The following is an 18,233-nucleotide window of genomic DNA, read 5'->3' as shown; positions in this document are numbered from 1 at the left end:
TCTGTCCATTATGATGAAATTAGTACCTAGTCGTATATGTTAATGATAAACTATATTAACATATAGATAATAAATGGGTGAAAGGAATCTACATATGAATACAGATAAGGAAAAGGACATTCAAGCGATTCTAGATTTAATTGAAAATGATACTGATATTATTATTCCACTCGGGAATGGTGAACCCGATCAAATATTAACAGCTATTGATGAGAATCCGCATCAGTTTCAGTCGTTACGGATTCATCAAATGCTTGAATTAAAAGGCAGAAACTATATGAATGGAGCCTATCCGCATATTCGATATTTCTCCTACTTTATGAATTCGTTTGCCCGTAAGGCCTATTTGAATGGAAACTGTGAGCTGATTCCTAACCATTTTCATCAAATGCCAAAGCTATTAGAGTTAACTGCGAAAAAACCGCTTGTTGTCTGTCAAGCCTCTCCTATGGATACGGATGGATATTTTTCGCTTGGAACAGTAGCGGATTATGCTGCATATTTCATTGGCAAAGTTCCATTTATCTTACAGGTAAATGAGCATATGCCGATGACCAATGGACAAAACAGGATTCATATTTCACAAATCCTTGGTTTTTTAACACATAACCAACCATTATTCACCATTCCCGCGCCACCTATTACAGAAATAGATATTAAAATTGCTGAACATATAGCAGAAAGAATAGAGGATGGTTCTACATTGCAGGTAGGTATTGGGGGGATACCAAATGCGGTAATTAGTCTATTAAAGAATCACAGAGATTTAGGGATTCATACTGAAATGCTGACGGATGGGATAAGTGAACTAACTAAAGCTGGGGTGATTACAGGTAAGAATAAGAATACACATGTTGGGAAAATAGTCGCCACCTTTGGTTTTGGCTCCAAGGATTTATATGATTTCATGAATCAAAATGAGCAGCTCGAAATGCTTCCTGTAAACTATGTAAATGACCCTCGTAATATTGCGAGGGAAGATCAGATGATCGCAATTAACGCAACAACGGAGATTGATTTTTATGGTCAGTGTGCATCAGAAACTGTGGCAGGAAGGTATTATAGCTCGACAGGTGGTCAAGTCGATTTTGGTACGGGAGTCCAATTTGCTAAAAATGGAAAGGGGTTCATTTGTATGCGTTCGACAACAAAAAATGAAACCATTTCTCGAATTCGGCCAATATTAGCCCCTGGCTCTGTTGTCACGACGACGAAGAATGATGTGGATTATGTCGTAACCGAGTATGGAATTAGCCAATTAAAGGGAAAAAGCTTATCACAAAGAACAGATGCTTTAATTAAACTGGCACATCCAAAATTTAGGGATGAACTACTTTTTGAAGCGAAAAAATTAGGGCTAATCATATAAGGATAATAAAAACCGTTGATTATGAAATAATCAGCGGTTCCTTTGTATTTTGATGATAAATTTATAGGTGATTTAGTAAATTACTTTCTTAAAAAGCTCCCTGAATTTATCTCTATCTTCTGTTGTGAATGGTTTAGGCCCTTTTGTCCGTTTGCCGCTTTTTCGAGCCATGGCACTCAAATAACGTGTTTGTAATAATGAATCAATGTTTTCGTTTGAATAAAGAAACCCTTTATGATGAAGAACCTTACATCCTTTAGCTAAACCAAGTGAAGCAAGACCATAATCCTGAGTCACAATGATATCTTCTTTTTCTGCTAACTTCATAATCCGATAATCAGCAGCATCCGCACCCAAATCAACATAAATGGTTTCCACGCCTGGTGGTTGTTCCGTGGTAGAAAAATGAGAAAAACTCGTTACAAGAATAACCGGAATTTTCGCTTTCGTACCTTCAACAATAATGATATCCTTGACCGGGCATGCATCTGCATCAACATATATTTTCATTTGATCTCTCCCATAAATAAGCTCGAGTTGATGATAATGGTATCTTTGAAATATGTCAAATCATGGAGGTCGAATTTCAAAAAACTTCGGTTTACCAAAATAGCAGGATGAACTTTACAAATAACACTATGTGCTAATTACACAATAAAACCATTGCGAGCTCGTGCATAGTATTCAGCATCATCTTTCATACAGCTCGTAATGAACAAAAGTACAAATTTTCAACTAACACAAATGAATAAAAAAACGCTAATTTCATGCGAATTCAACCAGTCTAAACCAATGGTGAAAATGCACGAAATTAGCGTCTCGAAATAATGACGTCCCAGAAGGACTTTTAAGTTCTTCTGTGGATGTTGATATTACTGGGTTTCTGAGGTGTTTTGTGTAAAATTTGTGTAGGGTAAAACTAAGTAATTTAGGAAGATTCTTTAACTGATTAGAGTCCATCGAATGATATTTTCGTTAAATCCTTCTAACTCTCGTTAATGGATTTTTACGAATATGGATATACAATTCTCGTTTGATGTATGGTAAACAATGTTTCCCAGTTTTACTTTAAAGAATTCTTTAATAGAACAAATGGGCGCAACTTCATCAATAATTTTTTTGTCATCTTCCTCAAGGTAAGCAAGGATCGATGCTAAAACAAACTGATCGGGAAATAATTCTCTTGCCTCTTGCCACTTCATATTCACGCTACCCTCTTTTCTTTATTATAAGCTATATCTAATAATATATCATCAAACTGACAGTTGAATTTTGAAGTACTTTAATCTTCTTTTTTTCCGCAACCGGGCCAGATTACGGAGCAACCCCTTTAAAGAAAATCGGTTATTTATGCCATTTTTTAACTTCCCTTAAAACTAATATTAATAGTGTTTTTGCAGATAATACCAAAGGAAATTAAAAAATATGAGGGGTATAAGTAATGGGAAATTATAATGAAAATTTTTCGAAGAGAATTTGTAGACCGGTTATAGTTTTGTTATTTATATTAGTGGTTAACAGCTTTAGTAATTTTTCGAGTGTAAATGCGGAAACAAAAGAAGATGTTTTAAATACTGTGGTAAATTATCTAAAAGCCCAGAAGGATTGTAACGTAGAAGATATGATTACTTATTCGGAACGAGCGCATCAAATAAGTAATGTAAAAGAATTTTATAAAATGATGTGTAAGAAACTTCCTCTGCAAGAGGCTAAAATTACTAACATAAGTATAATTAATGAAACCACAGCCTTAGTATCTATTGAAGCGACACATAAAGATAGAATTTTTATTGGGACCTCACCTGTTATTAAAAAAGAAGGAAAATGGAAGATCATACGGGGAATACCCGGCTCGGAATATGTTGAATATTCATCTAAGACTAATAGAGATGATACAGAGGATGAAGTAAAGAGGTCTATTGAAGAGTATTCGAAAGCCATAAAATCAGGAGATATAAATGAAATTAAAAAATACATAGCAATTTCTTCGGATAAAAAGAAAAATCGTTTAGAACAGCATTTTAAAGCTATAAGTAAAGAACCAATACCACAAGTCACTCCATTGGGAATAAAGGTAATATCTGATACATTCGCTATTGCTCAAATTCAAACGAGTAATGAACATTTTAGTTTGACACAAAATTATGCTGTTTGCCAAGAAGAGGGGCAATGGAAGGTAGTTTTTGGCCACACATTAACAAATTCCGCAATTCCGAAAAACGATAAATCTGTGGAAGTTAAATAATTTTCTTGGATTTAGTTGTGATTAAGGATATATAAGATAGTTAGAAGTATTTCTAACTATTTAGCTGTCGGTCGCAGGAACCGAGTATTGATGGACTGTTTCAGGCAGTCCATTTTTTCTTGGCCTTTAATCAGTTAAAGGGAGGTTACTTGGATATGAATAATCGTAAATAATATTCCCAAAACTAAAAATTTGTGTTTATTCAAAGCAAGGAGGTCGTTCTATGAATAGATTAATGAAACTACTTGGTGAAAATTTGATTTGCACCGATATTGAGTTTCAACTAACACTGGAAAGAACCATGTTTATGATGCCATAAACATTTTCAGAGGAAAGAAAAAACAATCAATCATAGTAAATAATCTGGCGCTATCCTGCAGTAAGGATCAGCGCTTATTTACATTCTAGGGACGTATTGTTTAATAACAATTTTAAAGCAAAGTGGATATTGTGAAAGTTTATAATTAAAATATTTGGAAATAGTTCAATCAGATTTTTAGTTTAAGTGGTAAGGTATGTTTATAAGAGGGGGAGTTAGATGAGTGATTTTTTCTTAATACTTATGGGCTTTTTTATGGTTATTACAAATATTATTGGATTTATAACTTACAGAAAAAAGAAGAATCTATACTTTGCTGCTTTAACAATATTATTACTGGCAGTTTTATTTGGTGCAATTGGTGGAGCATTAGCAGTATTTATTATTCGTGATGCTTTTGCAATATTTTATGGAATGCAACTAGCACAATATTTATTATTCAATAGTGTTATCGTTTTTATTATTGCGATTTTAGCAACTGTAATAAAAAAATATAACAACGAAAAAATGTAGTTCACGATTATATTCAATGGGTGCGTTAGTGAAAAAGGAATTTTAGGGCTGAGGTCATATTTTAGGTATTCCATTATGGGGCGCGACCCTTGAATAAGGATTAGCGCTCTTTTTACTTTTTAAGGCCAGATTCTTTATAATTTTTCAAAACTAGGTTGGATAACTATGTTAAATTACAGGAGATAAGGGAAAGGATTGATAATTAATTAATGGAATTAATCAAATGAAAGATGGTTTAGGAAAGGTCTTTTAAGAAAGGCAGCAAAAAACTAACCTTCTAATTTTGTTATTTAAAAGTTTCAGCGATTTCAATTATTTTCCGTTTTTCTAAATCTTTATCTTGGTAGAGTAAAATAAAATGATAATGAAGATTATCTTTTTTAAAAGACAAACTTGTAGGAAAATGAAAGTTTGGATTAGGATTTTCTCGAATAAATACTTCAGTACCGTTTTTCAATTTATATTTATATTCACCTTCAAGCTTACCTAGTTTATTTAAACTTACGATTACCGTAAGATGATTTTCTTTAAAAATCTCTCCTAGATATTCCACAGTTACTTTGGATTCTTCTTCAACCTTACCGTACTTATGTGTAACTTTAAAAGGGATTTTTTTAGGAAGAATTATTTTCGAATTAAACTTTTTTTCAAATTCTTTTGTTGCCTTTTTTAAACTAGTATATCCATTAGCTTCGTAAGCTTCTTCAGTAGTCATAGGTTTCTTTGTATAAAGTTTATCGCTGTCAATTGCATTACTGGAATCATCTAAAGCAAAAAAAGTCACTAACCCAAATAATAAAATCAGTAGTTTTTTCTTCATTTCAACACCTCCCTCTATAAATGTTGATTTATCAACGGTTTGACCCGTTGGTGGAGTGTCAAAAAAAAATTTTTCGACACGCTTCCTAACAATATTTTTATATTATGTGAAACTATTCCATCATATGGGTACGCTACGCGGTCACTACTGGATAATTGTGGTAAGTAGTGTCAGAGAATTATGTGATGCACAATGGATCTCTGCGTAACTTATGATGACGTACCCTCCCATATCTCTGGGCATCTGTGTGCCTACATTCCTTCGTTCGGTCTAGTCATAAGGCAGAGGCTAGCGAAGCTCCTTTAGGGACTCTAGGTCGAATGGTGAATATAATGCCAGCTTCTCCGTGTCATCCTGTTGTCTAGGTCTGTAAAGGGGATGTAGAAATCTATATAGTCTCTGCGAGACTCGGAATATCCTTCATCATTCGCTGCGCATCAAATGCTTTGTGCTTCGTGCTGATTCCATGTAACACTTTTAATAGTTTTCCGCATAGAACCACGATGGACTGCTTCTTACGTAATGGATTAACCTGACGATTTGTATAATATTCGTGCAGTTTTCTAAAAGCTTCATTATAGCGAATCATCGGCATCATGACTCTAAATAGGAGGGCACGCAGCTTTCTTCTGCCACGTTTGGAGATGCGCTTTTGCCCTTTGTGCTGTCCGGAAGAACTCTCTCGTAATGTCAACCCCGCGAGTTTGATTAGTTGGCGTGGGTCTTCATAGTATGAAAAGCTTCCGATTTCAGCTAATAAATCAACTATCGTTGTATCTCCTAGTCCTGGTACCGTTGATAGCCACTCGTACTCTACAGAAGTTTTTACAAGCTCAACTAAGTGCCCCGTAATCCTCTCGATATCTTGTTCCAGCTGATGGTAACGGCGAACGAGCGTGGCGATTTCAATACGGGCCATCTCACGTCCTTCTGTTACTCCAATGGAATAAGCAGCGACTTCAATGAGGCGCACTGCTTTTGGTCGTTGGGGAGATTTGAGCCCCTCGATCTTTCGATAAAGGGATAAAACCTCATCAGCTTGTTTCTGATGGAGATCACTCGGAAATGGGGTACATTCTAGTACAGCCATTGCCATCTTTCCAAATGACGGAAAGACCTGAGTAAACTCAGGAAAATAGCGATCTAACCAGCGTATAATCATGTTTTTGACAGCACTAAGTTCCTCTGTCAATTTCCCTCTAAACGTTGATCCAACACGAAGTTCAGCCTCCATGTCTTTCAAGATACGTGGATAACTGAAGCGTCCATCTTTAATAAGACGAGCGATTACTAGCGCATCTTTACGGTCATGTTTTGTTGGTAAATTGTCATCCAATTCCTTTGACTTTTTAACGTGCAAAGGGTTGGTCATGACCAGGGGAATACCCCGTTCTTCAAGGAAATAGGCTAAATTTAGCCAGTAATGGCCTGTTGGTTCAATCCCAACAATGACCTCCGTTTTTTCGTATTCTTTCATTGCAGTCAAAATACGTTGATAAAACCACTGGAAGCCATCACTAGACTGTAATACTGGGAAAGATTTTTGGAGCACCCGACCACGGTCATCTACAAAGCAAGCAAAATGTTTTCGCTTGGCAATGTCAATTCCGACTACGAGTGTATTCTCGGTGACTTGATTTATTTTCTGATTTTCGTTAAAATCCACTTTGGAGTCCTCCTTGGTTAACTAAGTTAGGGGTCATTTCGCCACACGATTTGACACCCCGTATCATACCAAGAGGGCTCTTTTTTGTTCAAGTCCCCGAAAATTCTTCTAACAGGAATGCTCCATTTATTTTTGGCCCATTTGCAACAAAGTTATTCTCAAAGTTATTAGAATAACTTTGGTTATTATTCTTCAAGACCCAAGAATATCTTTTCCTTGTTCAACTATTGGGAGCGAGATTTGAACAGAGATAGGCTGCAGCAGTCCATTTTTTCTTTATTTATGTAGTTAAAGGGCAGTTTTAATTCAATACGAAAATGGAAAGATAGCAATAAGTAAAAAAATGGAGGTATATACCCATGCTTAGGTTGTTACTAGCTTTCATATTTGTGCTTATTTTGTTATTTCAATCACTAAAACCCGATGTTTTGGCCAGTTCGCAAACATTTGATAATTGTATGTATCTTCTCAACAATAAAATTCAACAAGATATTGAATCAAGCTATCCTGTGTTAAAAGAATTAAAGGAAAAAGACAGTGCTTTGGTTTATAAATACAACGATTTAATCAAAATGCGAGTCCCAATAGGAAAGGAAGACTCCCATTTAAATTCATTAATAGCTTTGTTTCATGGGACTTCAATTGGTAATAGACAGTTATTAATAATAAGTGATAAATACAGTCAAAAATGGGGTAATGCTTTTACTGGCTATGTATTTTATAAAGAAATAGATGGAACAAATGTGCTTCTGAAAATTAAAAGAGGGGATAAAGTCTGGGAAGTAGTAAAGCAAAGTAGGGTGCGTGGAAAATATATAACACTTGAAAAAATTGATAAAAAATGTGTGAGACATGATTAAATGCTTATTAAACAATCGGGCGACTTCCTGTAGCAAGGATCAGCGCTTTGTTTCATTTTAGGGTCATTTTCCGAAATAACACTCGATAAGTAAATGAAACATTTATGTTCAAATATGAAGAAAATTATGAAAGAATATACTTAGTTAGTGGATTAATTGAACAAGGAGTATAAGTTGGAAAAGGGGAAGGTTCATCAAAGTTATCTTAAATGAATAGGGAAAAGAAATGGTGAGAGGAAGAAGGAATGAGGTTAAAAATGAAAATGTTTGGTTCTATATTTACAATTATCGTGCTTGGATTCATAGGATTTGTGGCGACAATCATTGCATCATTGACAAGAGATGCAGAGTTTTATACGTTTTTTATTCCAATCATTACAATTGGTTTAATCATTATTATTATTCTAGCAATCTACGGTAAATTGAGGGGGAAACTGTCCAAGAATAGTACATTTATTTTTATTTCCTTATGTGTTGTTTTAGTAGTTGCCTACGAGGGTTATCAAGTCTATGTTAAATCCCTTGAAGTGGTAAGCACCCAAGATGTAGATTTATCGGAATATCGTCCATTTGCGGAAGGGACAAAAGCAGTTTCTTTAGATGAACCCTCGACTTTTAAAATTCAAGACAATTTACCTTTATTAGATGGAGCAACAGCTTTATATCCAGTTTATTCATCTTTTGTTCAAGCTGTTTATCCAGAAAAGGATTATCCATTAGAGGAAGGTGAGGTTGTCTCTAGTCAAACAAGCAATGCTTTTGATCGTTTATTAAAAGGTGAAGTTGATATTATATTTATTGCGCACCCTTCAGAAAATCAAATGAGGGTAGCCGAACAACAAGGAGTAGAATTAAATCTAACAGCAATTGGAAGAGAGGCTTTTGTTTTCTTTGTTCATCCGAAAAATCAAGTAGACCAACTAACGATAGAACAGATTAAAAGTATTTATTCTGGAAAAATTACCAATTGGAGTGAAGTAGGAGGAAAGGATGAAGAAATCCGTGCGTTTCAACGTCCTGAAGGTAGCGGCAGCCAGTCCGCACTAATTAATGTAATGGATGGTGTTCCGTTAATGGAACCACCCTCAGAAGATATTGTTTCAGCAATGGGAGGTATTATTCAAGAGACCACGAGTTATCAAAACCGTACGAATGCTATGGGGTTTTCCTTCAGGCATTTTTCACAGAACATGGTAGAGAATGGGAAGATAAAAAATATTGCTGTAGAAGGAACTTTACCGACCAAAGAAAATATCCAAAATAAAACATATCCACTTGTCGATCAATTCTATGCTATTACGGCTGGTAGTGATAATCCCCATATTGAACCATTCATCAATTGGATGCTATCTGAACAAGGACAAGAACTTGTTGAACGTACTGGATATGTTCCTGTGGAATAAAATGATATGTATTACATATTAATAGAACTGTTATAGGGGGGATTATGATTTATTTACATGCCTTTTCATTCCCAAATGAGGATATGGAATTTGACTTTTTCATGAAAATAAAAAGAACATGCTATGACTCATTTTATCCATTTAAAATTTTATCAAGAAATAGCTTTGAAACGATTGTTTTTGAGCCAGTTACGATTTTATATGGCGGAAATGGTTCAGGAAAATCTACTGCACTAAATGTGATAGCAGAAAAAACAGGAATTAAACGTGATTCTATCTATAATAAATCTAATTTCTATCCCGATTATGTCAATATGTGTGAGATGCAGCTTAAAGCGGACATTCCTGAAAATAGCAGAATTATTACTAGTGATGATGTATTTGACTATATGTTGAATATCCGGAATCTTAATGAGGGAATTGACCAAAAACGGGAAAAACTTTTTGAAGAATATTTGAATGCGAAATATTCCCATTTTCAGATGAAATCTATGGCAGATTACGAGCAGTTAAAAAAAGTTAATACAGCTAGAAATAAAACACAGTCCCATTTTGTGAGGAATGAGTTGATGGATAATGTAAAGGAATATTCGAATGGGGAAAGTGCATTCCTGTATTTTACTGAAAAAATTGGCGATAATGGACTTTACATTTTGGATGAGCCGGAAAACAGTCTTTCTCCAAAACGCCAGATGGAATTGGTGAAATTTATTGAAGACTCTGCTCGTTTTTTTGGCTGTCAGTTTATCATATCAACACATTCTCCATTTCTGCTATCCATGAGGGAGGCAAAAATTTATAATCTTGATGAAAACCCTGTTAGGGTGAGACAGTGGACAGAACTAGAAAATGTCCGTACATACTATAAATTTTTCAAAAGACATGAAAACGAGTTTTGAGGTTGTTCAAAATCATTGAATAATACTTCTAGAAAAATAGTGATTTCTCCATAAAAAGCCAGCCCAGTGTGTTCATAACTACGAAGGACTTAATGTTCTTTTTGGTATTATTCGTTTGCTTAGGGTTAGCCAACCAAAAATTTAGCTTAAATAGATTATGCAATTTGAACCCTTCATATATAGCTTCATAAGCCAAGTGGGTTACGCCATCAAAGTCAGCTTTTTTTGCACGCAATTCAATTAAAGGCGCATTTTTCTAATAAGAAATGCGTCTATTTTCATTTAGGGATAATATGTTTAACAGGATGATTGGATTTATATGGTAAACTGAATGATAACAATTTGATAGAAAGGAAGGAAGTAGTGAAAAAGTCAATTAAATGGCTTATTTTCGGGATCTTAGCGGTACTTTTAATATTTATGGTAATAGGAATTGTTTCCTTTTATTCTGCATCTGAGAACCAATTACCAATTGAGATGGTAGCTTTCAATAGTTTGGCTGATGCAGAACGAGCTTTAATTCCAGTAAGCCCGAAGGATTCGATTGTAAAGAAAGTACCTATTAATGATGGTATAAAAACATCAATTGATAAAAGTTATGGCAAAGAACAAGTTTATTCTGTTACTTTTAATAACACCGAGACTGATTCTTCTGGAAAACTTGTAGTTTTTGTTAGTTTGGATAAAAAAACGGTTCTTGGGAAAGGGTTTACCAGTAAATAAAAGTGTTCTTCTTGCGTTAACAGGCGAGCTTTTGCAAAGTATTTACGGTATGAAAAATTTAAGGAGGACTTCTATGGGATTATTCTTTTGGCCGTTTATGATTGCTTCCATCGTATTTTCATTTATAGCTTTAGTTTCAAAAAAGGCAATATTTCTTGTTATTTCCTTCATACTTATCATCCCATTATCCCTTTACTTAGCTGCAACACCACGTTTTGAATGGTGGGGTCTGATATTTCCATTCTTTTATCTTGGAGCTGCTTTATCTCTCAGAAAAAACATCAGGTGGCTATCGGCATTGTTGATTTCTCCAAACATTTTACTAATTGGATGGATTGGATATGCTGTGATAAATCAATAAAAAAGCATTTAAATCTAATATGTTTATTCCACTATAAGAGTGCCGTTCGACAAGTATTTAGATAAAAGGAACTGTTAATCATAAAAACCAAAGTGAAGTTTCCATTTATTTATTTCTTTATAGAACCCAATGTCGTTTTTGTTTATAGAGCTAAAACCCAAAAATATGTAATTGTATCGAGTGTGAGTGAAAATGGTGAGTGGGAAACGTATGAATTAAATCATGCTGAGGAATTTGATACGTTTCATCACGAAGAATATAAATCACTTGAAGGCAGAGGTTACTTTATCGAACAAAATGACCTGAACAAAATGGTAGAAATAATCAATAAAACCATACAAATACACCGTCGTTCTACTAACCTTTCTAATAAAGCTAGTGTTCATATTGTCTCCCCTGAATTTGCAGCTGGAAATTTAAGAGTAGGACTAAAACATCCAAAGAAAGTGATTGGTTTTCCAGACTTCTTTTCAATCGGACCTTTGTGGAAGCTCGATGAAACTAAGGATCAGGCTTTCAGAGCAGAATGGTTATACGACAATATCAATTTTGAACTGGATGATTATGAATATCAAAATAAACTAACAAATACATTGCGTGAGATCGAGGATATTTCTGAACAAGTTCCTATTTATCTTTGGTATGGAAATAATGCAGGTGAACAAACAGGTCTTCGTTATATCCTCTATTTATTGCGAGATAAAGAAAATGAGATTTTTCTTATGAACTCCACTGAACTTTATGAAAAATATATTACTTCCAAAGTAGAACGGCCTATTTTTCATACAGGCCAGATTGAACCTGAGAGTTTAAAGTTACTTTTTGAAAGAAACAAAGAGAACCATCCATTATCGCATAAGAATCGATTGCAGCTTCAAAGGGAATGGGAAACATTATCCCAAACGAAAGAAGTCCTACGTGTATGGATGAACGATAAAATCATAGGAGTGCCAGAAGAACATTATGATCCACTCATCATCAAAACACTTGAAAAGCTACACAATGAGCAAGGAAAAAAGGATTTTATTAAGACCGGAACAGTGATTGGAGAAATATTAGAACAACTGGATGAAGCCGGACCTTTCTACTTAGAATATAGGATTAGGCATCTAATATATAGCGGGGTGCTTGAGTTAAGAGGAATACCAAAATCGATGAGACACTATAGTATTAAAATACGTTCATGATAATTTTTCTTTTCAATATGCCTGTAACGGTAGCTCTTCTTGTAATGTAAAAGAAGAGGGAGGACAATGATTACAAACAAGGGGATGAAACGAATGGATTACTTAAAAAGTGGAGTAATATTCAATTTGAAATCAATTAAAGAGCAAGAACCAGACCTTTGGAATAAGTACAAAGACTACTTTGAAGATGTTGAAATCGAAAATGAAGAAGAGGTTTATTTGAACTATTTGGCAGACAAGATACAGGGTAGAGTTTTATTTAACTTTCTTACTGAATGTTTGCCTGAAGAGATGAGAAGGCCTTTAAAAGAATAAAACCAGTAGATTTGGCCTCGCTAGATTAAGGATAGAGTTTTTTCTCATTAACGAAAATGATTCTTCTGTTTCTTATTTTTGCAAAGTAAGCAAGGTAAAACAATCTAATTTAATTTTAGAATAATTGGAGGACCATATGAAAAAAGTGATTTTAGCAGGCGGCACTGGCTTTATTGGTAAGTATTTTGAAAATCAATTTAAGAAATTAGGATATGAGGTAAGGATCATCACAAGGAATCAACAGCATATCTCTTGGGAGGAAAAAGAGAGAATAATAGAAGTATTGGAAGATGCTGAGCTTCTTATCAATCTTGCGGGGAAATCTGTGAATTGTCGATACAACGAAGGCAATAGAAAGGAAATTATGAATTCAAGGATTAGGACAACAAAAATTCTTGGAGAATCTATTTTAGCTTGTCCCAATCCCCCTAAGCTTTGGATCAATTCCAGCACAGCAACGATTTATCGACACGCAGAAGATAGACCCATGACCGAAGAAAGTGGAGTAATTGGTTCAGGGTTCTCTGTTGATGTTGCAACAAACTGGGAGAAAACCTTCTTTTCATTTGATTTACCAAGTACAAGACAAGTTGCGTTACGAATTGCTATTGTATTAGGGAAGAATGGTGGAGTAATGGTTCCATACCAAAATTTAGTTCGGTTTGGGCTTGGGGGAGTTCAAGGAACCGGAGACCAAATGTTTAGTTGGATTCATGTCGAGGATTTATATAGAATTATTCTATTTTTGAAAGATAGAGAAGATCTTAGTGGAGTTTTTAATTGTTCTTCCCCTCATCCTGTTAGTAATCGTGAATTAATGCAAGCGTTAAGAAAAAAAATGAATGTTCCTTTCGGCTTGCCTTCGCCCAAATGGTTGTTAGAGGCTGGGGCGATTTTTATCAAAACAGAAACAGAATTAGTGCTGAAAAGTCGATGGGTTCTTCCAGAACGTTTAGAACGTGAAGGTTATACGTTTACCTTTCCAACGCTTGATAAGACCTTCCAAGACTTAATCCATTAACAAGGTTAATGCAGTCTGTCATGGATTTTTTTAAAGGGAAGTGTATTTGGGGAGGGATCTTGTGAGCTTGGGTACAATGATTTTGGGCCTAATTATTATATTAGGATTTTATCTTTTTGTGTCAGAGTATTATTTGAAAAGACGGTTAAACATTAAGAGCAAAAGTAAGGGAGTGTTTTCAAAGGGGAGAAAAAGTATCTTTATAGTTATTGAAGTTACTTTAATGATTATTTTCATTATTGCCACATTTACATTAGGTAACTATTTTCCCTATTCGCCAATGATTCGTAGTCTTCCCTTTCCTATTTTTTTCTTCTTGATATATTTTTTTCGAGGAATAGAAGAGTGGATAGTAAAGAAAAGTGATAAGAGTTATTACCATGAGTGGTTAGTTTCAATCACATTTTTAATTGTAATTTTATTTATTACTTTTGGTGAATTTGTAAGCGCTGAACTTTAAGATGCAAGAGTTGAATAGTATAAACGGAATAATCACTCTTTCTTTGTACGTTATCATTTAAGAGATTCTTTTTTATAATTTGAAACGTTTTATACTGCTAAAAGGTCTAACAGTTGAAAGGAGGGAGGTTGATTATGTTTTCTAAGGACAAGATTAAAAAAGCCAAAAAGGGGAATGACAAAGCTTTTCAGGAACTGATGGAAGAAGAAAAAAACAAACTCTATCGAATCGCTTATCTATATGTAAAAAATGAAGCTGATGCTTTAGATATTGTGCAAGAAACAATCTACAAGGCATACATATCCATTAAGAATTTGAAGGAAATCAATTACTTCTCAACATGGCTGACCAGAATTTTAATCAATACGGCTTTAGATTTTATAAAGAAAAAGAGTCGTGTCATTCTTACAGAGGAATTTAGCCATATTCCTAATTCTAATGAACATAATGTTGAAAAAGAAGAGAGTATGGACCTCGTTGAAGCGATAGAACGCTTAAAAGAGCCATACAAAACTGTTATTATACTTAGATATTATAAGGATTTTACAATTAAACAAATAGCTGATACATTGGATTGTCCTGAAGGTACAGTGAAAACACATCTTCACAGGGCTGTTAATATCTTAAAATTGGATTTAAGGGAGGGGGTTTTCAAATGAAAAAGTCCATATACGATATAAAAAAAGAGATTGATGAAATAAGCATTCCTGAAGCGAAATTGAATCAGACGATTGAAAAGGCAATATCAAGAGGAAGGAAAAAGAATTTAAGTCTTAGTAAAAAGATTGTCTATGGGTGCAGTGCAGCTGTCATATTATTTGGCTTACTTGTTAGTTCGGCCTTTGTGTCACCTGTCATGGCCGAAGTGGTATCAAAAATTCCCTTCTTAGGACAATTAATAACAACGAAATCGATTGGGTCAGTCGTTTCAGAAGAATTAAAGGAAAAGGGCTACCACGTTGCTGGTATTGGGGTGTCTTTTCAAGGTCAAAAAGAAATAAGTATAGAGATAGAAGGATCAGAAAACTACTTTAATCAAGTAAAAGATGAAGTTGAAAAGATTGTAGACGATATTTTGAAATTAAGAGAATACGATGCTTACACGATAAAAGTAAGCAGAAGTAAAGAATTTGAACAAAAAGTAAGCGAGTCAGATAGAAAAAGAATGGAAACGGTTCAATTCTTGCATAATGCCATTACGCAAGAATTGGAAAAACATCATTATACTCCCTTAATGTTAATGTTCACCAAAGAAACAATTAATCTTGAACTGCCAAATACTATATCAGACGAAGAAGTTCAAGATATTAAACAAATCATTAGTGATGTTTTAGCAGCAAATAATGCAGGTACCTATTCGGTAAAAGTGAAAAAGATCGATATGGAAAAGAGAGAACAAGAAGGACGATGGGCAGAAATCCTCCAAGCAGTCGGTGAAGATTTAATGGGGAAAAAGGAGTATAAAGTAACCGGCTTAGCTTATTCCGTCTATCCAAGTCCTGAATTGATTATTAAAACGTCTATCAAAAGTGAGGATCAGGACGCAAAAGAATTTGCTGGAAACTTGGAGGTCGTCATAGAAGAATTTTTAAAAAACGAGGAAATGGTTTCATTGGTAGAAAACGATTCCTATATTATTACGATTCGTAGCAAAGATGGCAAGAAAATAAATTGAAGTAGCGGGTAGAGATTGTTCAAATAGAATAGTCTCTTTTTTCTAACGGATGTGATTTAGTAGCAACTATCGTGTTTTTTTATGTTAGCAATAAAGGAATTTTATCAGTCATGGAAGACTCCATTGAAATCGTACTATCTGATTGGACTAATGAAAAACTGATAAAGAATAAAATCGCTGAGAAAATATGTAATGAAGGTAGTATTATAGTCAAAGGGTATTTAATTTTCAATTCCAAAGATTTGGTAGCCTTTTTTCCTTTTGCAACTATCAAGAATATGATGGTATTAAATTGTTATGAAAATGAGTTGGGAACGTAGCTGTTTTTTTGAACTAACTATATATTCCGTTCGTTATACGATAAGCGTTATAGCGTAAAGCGTAAGACGCATCCGTTCGCCTCGCTAATTGAAAAAAGTTTAACTACTTTGTTACCCACAAAGCAAAGGGTCGCTAACACTTCCCAACTCATTTGGTGCATAAGCACCCATGAAGGTATCTATACAATACCCTCAAAGCTACTTACGCCTCTAAATACTTATTAGCAAGCGGAACCTCAATTTCAACGGTATAATTCACTTTATCAATCCGGCTAGATAATAATTCCGCTTGGCGAGTTAGTTTATCAACCTGCTTTTTAAATTCAGCAGGATCAAACAAAGCAATTTGTTCCATGATCGCACCTGAGTGGTGGTGAACATTGTATTCTCGCTTTTTAGTAGTAGCAAGCGTTTTGAGAAGATTCAGTCGATCACGTAGCTGCTTCGCTGTTTCAATCGCACGAATCATTGAGATGGAATGACCATCCCATTCAACTTGATTGCTTAAATTGCCTTGTTGGATGATTTCTTTTAATTCCAATATATCATGCTGAATTTCGGATAGCTCCTGCAATACAGCCTCAACTGTGCGTTCATATGGCGTGTAGCTTTCTCCTTTTGGAACTTCAATCACATGGACAGTGAAAAATTCACCTTGTAATTCATTCACTTTTTTATGAAGACTAGACAATAGATTAATCGCTTGTGCCAAAGTTATTTTCACTTAATCGCTCCCATCATTAAACCTATATGGACAATCTTAACATAAAATCGAAAACTAATTGATTGTTTTAAATAAATTGAATAAAACTTTAAAGAAAACTAGAAACATATGTTAAAGTTTAAGAAGGTTTTTGCTTACTCTTCTGATAGAAAATTTATTTATCAGACGCAGCAAGATCATTGATTAAGATCTTTGAAATTCTCCAACCCGTTTTGTTTCAAATTTCAACCGCTTTTCGTAGCATAAAATAATATGTTATACAGTAAAAATGATTAAAAAATGGAGGGACATGATTGAATACTAACCAAAGGGCCCTTGATCTATTTGGAAAAAATGAATATGTAGAAGCCTTAGAACTTTTTAGAAAAGCAGTAGAAGAATCAAGATATGTTCAGTCTCTAAATAATCTTGCTTGGATGTACAGTTACGAAGAAGAGGATGATGAAAAAGCTCTCGAATTAATCAAAGAAGCCATTCAGATGAATCCTTCCTCTTATTTCCCTTATAACATATTAGGAGAAATTTATATGAGGCAAAAAAAGTGGAAACTTGCTTCATACGCATTACTGAAGTCCATTTCGATTCAACCATCCAATGAAGCTTATCATAATTTAGCCGTAGCAAAGTATTATCTTGGAGACTTACAGACAGCTTCTGACTTTTTCATACGAATTGCAGGAAATTCCGATAATGTCACGTATAGTCATGTTAAATGTCTAATTGAACTTGGAAAGAGAATAGAAGCAAAAGAGAAACTAGATGTGTTTAATGTAGATGCGGATGAATTTGTAGGAGAAATTGAAGTTGCGGACTTGTATGTTGAATTGGATTGTTTTAAGGAAGCGGTCTATTGGTTTGAAAAAGGATGGAAAAAATACTGGAAAGATCCTTATTGGGTCAGTAGGTTTATCTACGCTCTTTTTAACACAAAAGATATCCCCCGCATCCATGAAGTAGTACATGAAGCCATTGAACAAATAGACGAAGAAATCAAAGATACTCATCAAGAATGTGAAGAAGATTGGACAGAAAATGATAAAGATACATATATCAAGCAATTACTTGAAGAAAAAAACAAATATGAAAAGATGGTAGAACTAATTCCATCCGGATACATCCCTCCAATAGAACTTGAACCTACCATCACTGGCGCTTGTTATTTGTTTGGATGTAAGCAGCATAGTCATTCAGAATACCAAGAATAAACAGAAGAGATTTGATTATATATTGGGGGCTTGGATTCGTTTTACATAAAGATATTTGCGTCAATTATGCTGGTTCTTATTTTATATTTCTTAATTGAAAAAAGGTACAGAGGTAAGGAAAAATTCTTAGGATATTTTTGTATAGCCA

Annotated in this window: 21 protein-coding genes; 16 read left to right on the top strand and 5 right to left on the bottom strand. The window is 34.4% G+C overall.

Annotation, left to right across the window (positions count from 1 at the left end; translation table 11 throughout):
* Window positions 1-94 precede the first annotated feature (94 nt).
* A complete protein-coding gene (locus BQ5321_RS14330) occupies window positions 95-1,369 on the top strand; it encodes an acetyl-CoA hydrolase/transferase family protein (protein ID WP_071395121.1) in 1,275 nt (424 codons plus the stop codon).
* Between the two features lie 72 nt (window positions 1,370-1,441).
* Here the strand turns inward: BQ5321_RS14330 and BQ5321_RS14325 are convergent, their stop codons facing one another.
* The gene (locus BQ5321_RS14325) at window positions 1,442-1,879 is read right to left on the bottom strand and encodes a YaiI/YqxD family protein (RefSeq protein ID WP_071395120.1); all 438 of its coding nucleotides are present in this window, start codon (window positions 1,877-1,879) and stop codon (window positions 1,442-1,444) included.
* Window positions 1,880-2,364: 485 nt separating this feature from the next.
* Window positions 2,365-2,571 (bottom strand): hypothetical protein, encoded by a 207-nt coding sequence (locus tag BQ5321_RS14320; RefSeq protein ID WP_071395119.1) that lies wholly within the window; start codon window positions 2,569-2,571, stop codon window positions 2,365-2,367.
* A 239-nt stretch (window positions 2,572-2,810) separates the two neighbouring features.
* On the opposite strand from BQ5321_RS14320, the gene BQ5321_RS14315 reads away from it, so the two are divergent.
* Window positions 2,811-3,614, top strand: coding sequence for a DUF4878 domain-containing protein (locus BQ5321_RS14315; RefSeq protein ID WP_071395118.1), 804 nt, complete (start codon window positions 2,811-2,813; stop codon window positions 3,612-3,614).
* 538 nt (window positions 3,615-4,152) lie between these two features.
* The gene (locus BQ5321_RS14310; protein WP_071395117.1) at window positions 4,153-4,446 is read left to right on the top strand and encodes a 3-isopropylmalate dehydrogenase; all 294 of its coding nucleotides are present in this window, start codon (window positions 4,153-4,155) and stop codon (window positions 4,444-4,446) included.
* A gap of 286 nt (window positions 4,447-4,732) precedes the next feature.
* On the opposite strand, the gene BQ5321_RS14305 is transcribed toward BQ5321_RS14310, so the two are convergent.
* Window positions 4,733-5,266, bottom strand: coding sequence for a hypothetical protein (locus tag BQ5321_RS14305; protein ID WP_071395116.1), 534 nt, complete (start codon window positions 5,264-5,266; stop codon window positions 4,733-4,735).
* Between the two features lie 388 nt (window positions 5,267-5,654).
* Window positions 5,655-6,932 carry an IS110 family RNA-guided transposase gene (locus BQ5321_RS14300; protein WP_071393668.1) on the bottom strand — a complete coding sequence of 426 codons (1,278 nt, stop codon included), beginning with the start codon at window positions 6,930-6,932 and terminating at the stop codon, window positions 5,655-5,657.
* A 359-nt stretch (window positions 6,933-7,291) separates the two neighbouring features.
* Between BQ5321_RS14300 and BQ5321_RS14295 the strand changes: the two genes are divergently transcribed.
* The 12 genes from BQ5321_RS14295 (at window position 7,292) to BQ5321_RS14240 (ending at window position 16,156) form a co-directional block, all read left to right on the top strand.
* The gene (locus tag BQ5321_RS14295; protein ID WP_071395115.1) at window positions 7,292-7,792 is read left to right on the top strand and encodes a hypothetical protein; all 501 of its coding nucleotides are present in this window, start codon (window positions 7,292-7,294) and stop codon (window positions 7,790-7,792) included.
* Between the two features lie 257 nt (window positions 7,793-8,049).
* Window positions 8,050-9,195, top strand: coding sequence for a PstS family phosphate ABC transporter substrate-binding protein (locus tag BQ5321_RS14290; protein WP_071396927.1), 1,146 nt, complete (start codon window positions 8,050-8,052; stop codon window positions 9,193-9,195).
* Between the two features lie 44 nt (window positions 9,196-9,239).
* A complete protein-coding gene (locus BQ5321_RS14285) occupies window positions 9,240-10,094 on the top strand; it encodes an AAA family ATPase (protein WP_071395114.1) in 855 nt (284 codons plus the stop codon).
* Window positions 10,095-10,457: 363 nt separating this feature from the next.
* Window positions 10,458-10,817, top strand: coding sequence for a hypothetical protein (locus BQ5321_RS14280; RefSeq protein ID WP_187143747.1), 360 nt, complete (start codon window positions 10,458-10,460; stop codon window positions 10,815-10,817).
* A gap of 73 nt (window positions 10,818-10,890) precedes the next feature.
* Complete coding sequence (locus BQ5321_RS14275; RefSeq protein WP_071395113.1) at window positions 10,891-11,178, top strand: hypothetical protein; 288 nt, start codon at window positions 10,891-10,893, stop codon at window positions 11,176-11,178.
* A gap of 182 nt (window positions 11,179-11,360) precedes the next feature.
* The gene (locus BQ5321_RS14270; protein ID WP_234978412.1) at window positions 11,361-12,365 is read left to right on the top strand and encodes a DUF1835 domain-containing protein; all 1,005 of its coding nucleotides are present in this window, start codon (window positions 11,361-11,363) and stop codon (window positions 12,363-12,365) included.
* Between the two features lie 66 nt (window positions 12,366-12,431).
* Window positions 12,432-12,680, top strand: a complete 249-nt coding sequence (locus tag BQ5321_RS14265) for a hypothetical protein (protein ID WP_071395111.1) — start codon at window positions 12,432-12,434, stop codon at window positions 12,678-12,680.
* 136 nt (window positions 12,681-12,816) lie between these two features.
* Window positions 12,817-13,701 carry a TIGR01777 family oxidoreductase gene (locus tag BQ5321_RS14260; protein WP_071395110.1) on the top strand — a complete coding sequence of 295 codons (885 nt, stop codon included), beginning with the start codon at window positions 12,817-12,819 and terminating at the stop codon, window positions 13,699-13,701.
* A 61-nt stretch (window positions 13,702-13,762) separates the two neighbouring features.
* On the top strand, window positions 13,763-14,161 hold the full coding sequence (locus BQ5321_RS14255; RefSeq protein ID WP_071395109.1) for a DUF4181 domain-containing protein: 399 nt from the start codon (window positions 13,763-13,765) through the stop codon (window positions 14,159-14,161).
* Window positions 14,162-14,295: 134 nt separating this feature from the next.
* The gene (locus BQ5321_RS14250) at window positions 14,296-14,820 is read left to right on the top strand and encodes a sigma-70 family RNA polymerase sigma factor (protein WP_071395108.1); all 525 of its coding nucleotides are present in this window, start codon (window positions 14,296-14,298) and stop codon (window positions 14,818-14,820) included.
* The gene (locus BQ5321_RS14245; protein ID WP_071395107.1) at window positions 14,817-15,836 is read left to right on the top strand and encodes a DUF4030 domain-containing protein; all 1,020 of its coding nucleotides are present in this window, start codon (window positions 14,817-14,819) and stop codon (window positions 15,834-15,836) included. The genes BQ5321_RS14250 and BQ5321_RS14245 overlap by 4 nt, the downstream gene beginning before the upstream one ends.
* 110 nt (window positions 15,837-15,946) lie before the next feature.
* A complete protein-coding gene (locus BQ5321_RS14240; RefSeq protein ID WP_071395106.1) occupies window positions 15,947-16,156 on the top strand; it encodes a hypothetical protein in 210 nt (69 codons plus the stop codon).
* Between the two features lie 202 nt (window positions 16,157-16,358).
* Here BQ5321_RS14240 and BQ5321_RS14235 read toward each other — a convergent pair whose 3' ends face one another.
* Window positions 16,359-16,880 carry a DIP1984 family protein gene (locus BQ5321_RS14235; protein ID WP_071395105.1) on the bottom strand — a complete coding sequence of 174 codons (522 nt, stop codon included), beginning with the start codon at window positions 16,878-16,880 and terminating at the stop codon, window positions 16,359-16,361.
* 293 nt (window positions 16,881-17,173) lie between these two features.
* Here BQ5321_RS14235 and BQ5321_RS14230 point away from each other — a divergent pair, with 293 nt between their 5' ends.
* Entirely contained in the window at window positions 17,174-18,085 is a 912-nt protein-coding gene (locus BQ5321_RS14230; RefSeq protein ID WP_071395104.1) for a tetratricopeptide repeat protein, read from the top strand.
* The last annotated feature ends 148 nt before the right edge of the window (window positions 18,086-18,233 follow it).

This window comes from Bacillus tuaregi (genome assembly GCF_900104575.1).
GTDB lineage: Bacteria > Bacillota > Bacilli > Bacillales > Cytobacillaceae > Bacillus_BD > Bacillus_BD tuaregi.
The sequence above is the reverse complement of the archived record's forward strand: the minus strand, read 5'-3'. Positions and strand labels throughout refer to the sequence as shown.

What these genes read in the sequence shown, in the direction of transcription:
- BQ5321_RS14330 (WP_071395121.1), top strand. Translation starts at nt 95, where the DNA reads ATGAATACAGATAAGGAAAAGGACATTCAAGCGATTCTAGATTTAATT.
- BQ5321_RS14325 (WP_071395120.1), bottom strand. Translation starts at nt 1,879, where the DNA reads ATGAAAATATATGTTGATGCAGATGCATGCCCGGTCAAGGATATCATT.
- BQ5321_RS14320 (WP_071395119.1), bottom strand. Translation starts at nt 2,571, where the DNA reads ATGAAGTGGCAAGAGGCAAGAGAATTATTTCCCGATCAGTTTGTTTTA.
- BQ5321_RS14315 (WP_071395118.1), top strand. Translation starts at nt 2,811, where the DNA reads ATGGGAAATTATAATGAAAATTTTTCGAAGAGAATTTGTAGACCGGTT.
- BQ5321_RS14310 (WP_071395117.1), top strand. Translation starts at nt 4,153, where the DNA reads ATGAGTGATTTTTTCTTAATACTTATGGGCTTTTTTATGGTTATTACA.
- BQ5321_RS14305 (WP_071395116.1), bottom strand. Translation starts at nt 5,266, where the DNA reads ATGAAGAAAAAACTACTGATTTTATTATTTGGGTTAGTGACTTTTTTT.
- BQ5321_RS14295 (WP_071395115.1), top strand. Translation starts at nt 7,292, where the DNA reads ATGCTTAGGTTGTTACTAGCTTTCATATTTGTGCTTATTTTGTTATTT.
- BQ5321_RS14290 (WP_071396927.1), top strand. Translation starts at nt 8,050, where the DNA reads ATGAAAATGTTTGGTTCTATATTTACAATTATCGTGCTTGGATTCATA.
- BQ5321_RS14285 (WP_071395114.1), top strand. Translation starts at nt 9,240, where the DNA reads ATGATTTATTTACATGCCTTTTCATTCCCAAATGAGGATATGGAATTT.
- BQ5321_RS14275 (WP_071395113.1), top strand. Translation starts at nt 10,891, where the DNA reads ATGGGATTATTCTTTTGGCCGTTTATGATTGCTTCCATCGTATTTTCA.
- BQ5321_RS14265 (WP_071395111.1), top strand. Translation starts at nt 12,432, where the DNA reads ATGATTACAAACAAGGGGATGAAACGAATGGATTACTTAAAAAGTGGA.
- BQ5321_RS14260 (WP_071395110.1), top strand. Translation starts at nt 12,817, where the DNA reads ATGAAAAAAGTGATTTTAGCAGGCGGCACTGGCTTTATTGGTAAGTAT.
- BQ5321_RS14250 (WP_071395108.1), top strand. Translation starts at nt 14,296, where the DNA reads ATGTTTTCTAAGGACAAGATTAAAAAAGCCAAAAAGGGGAATGACAAA.
- BQ5321_RS14245 (WP_071395107.1), top strand. Translation starts at nt 14,817, where the DNA reads ATGAAAAAGTCCATATACGATATAAAAAAAGAGATTGATGAAATAAGC.
- BQ5321_RS14240 (WP_071395106.1), top strand. Translation starts at nt 15,947, where the DNA reads ATGGAAGACTCCATTGAAATCGTACTATCTGATTGGACTAATGAAAAA.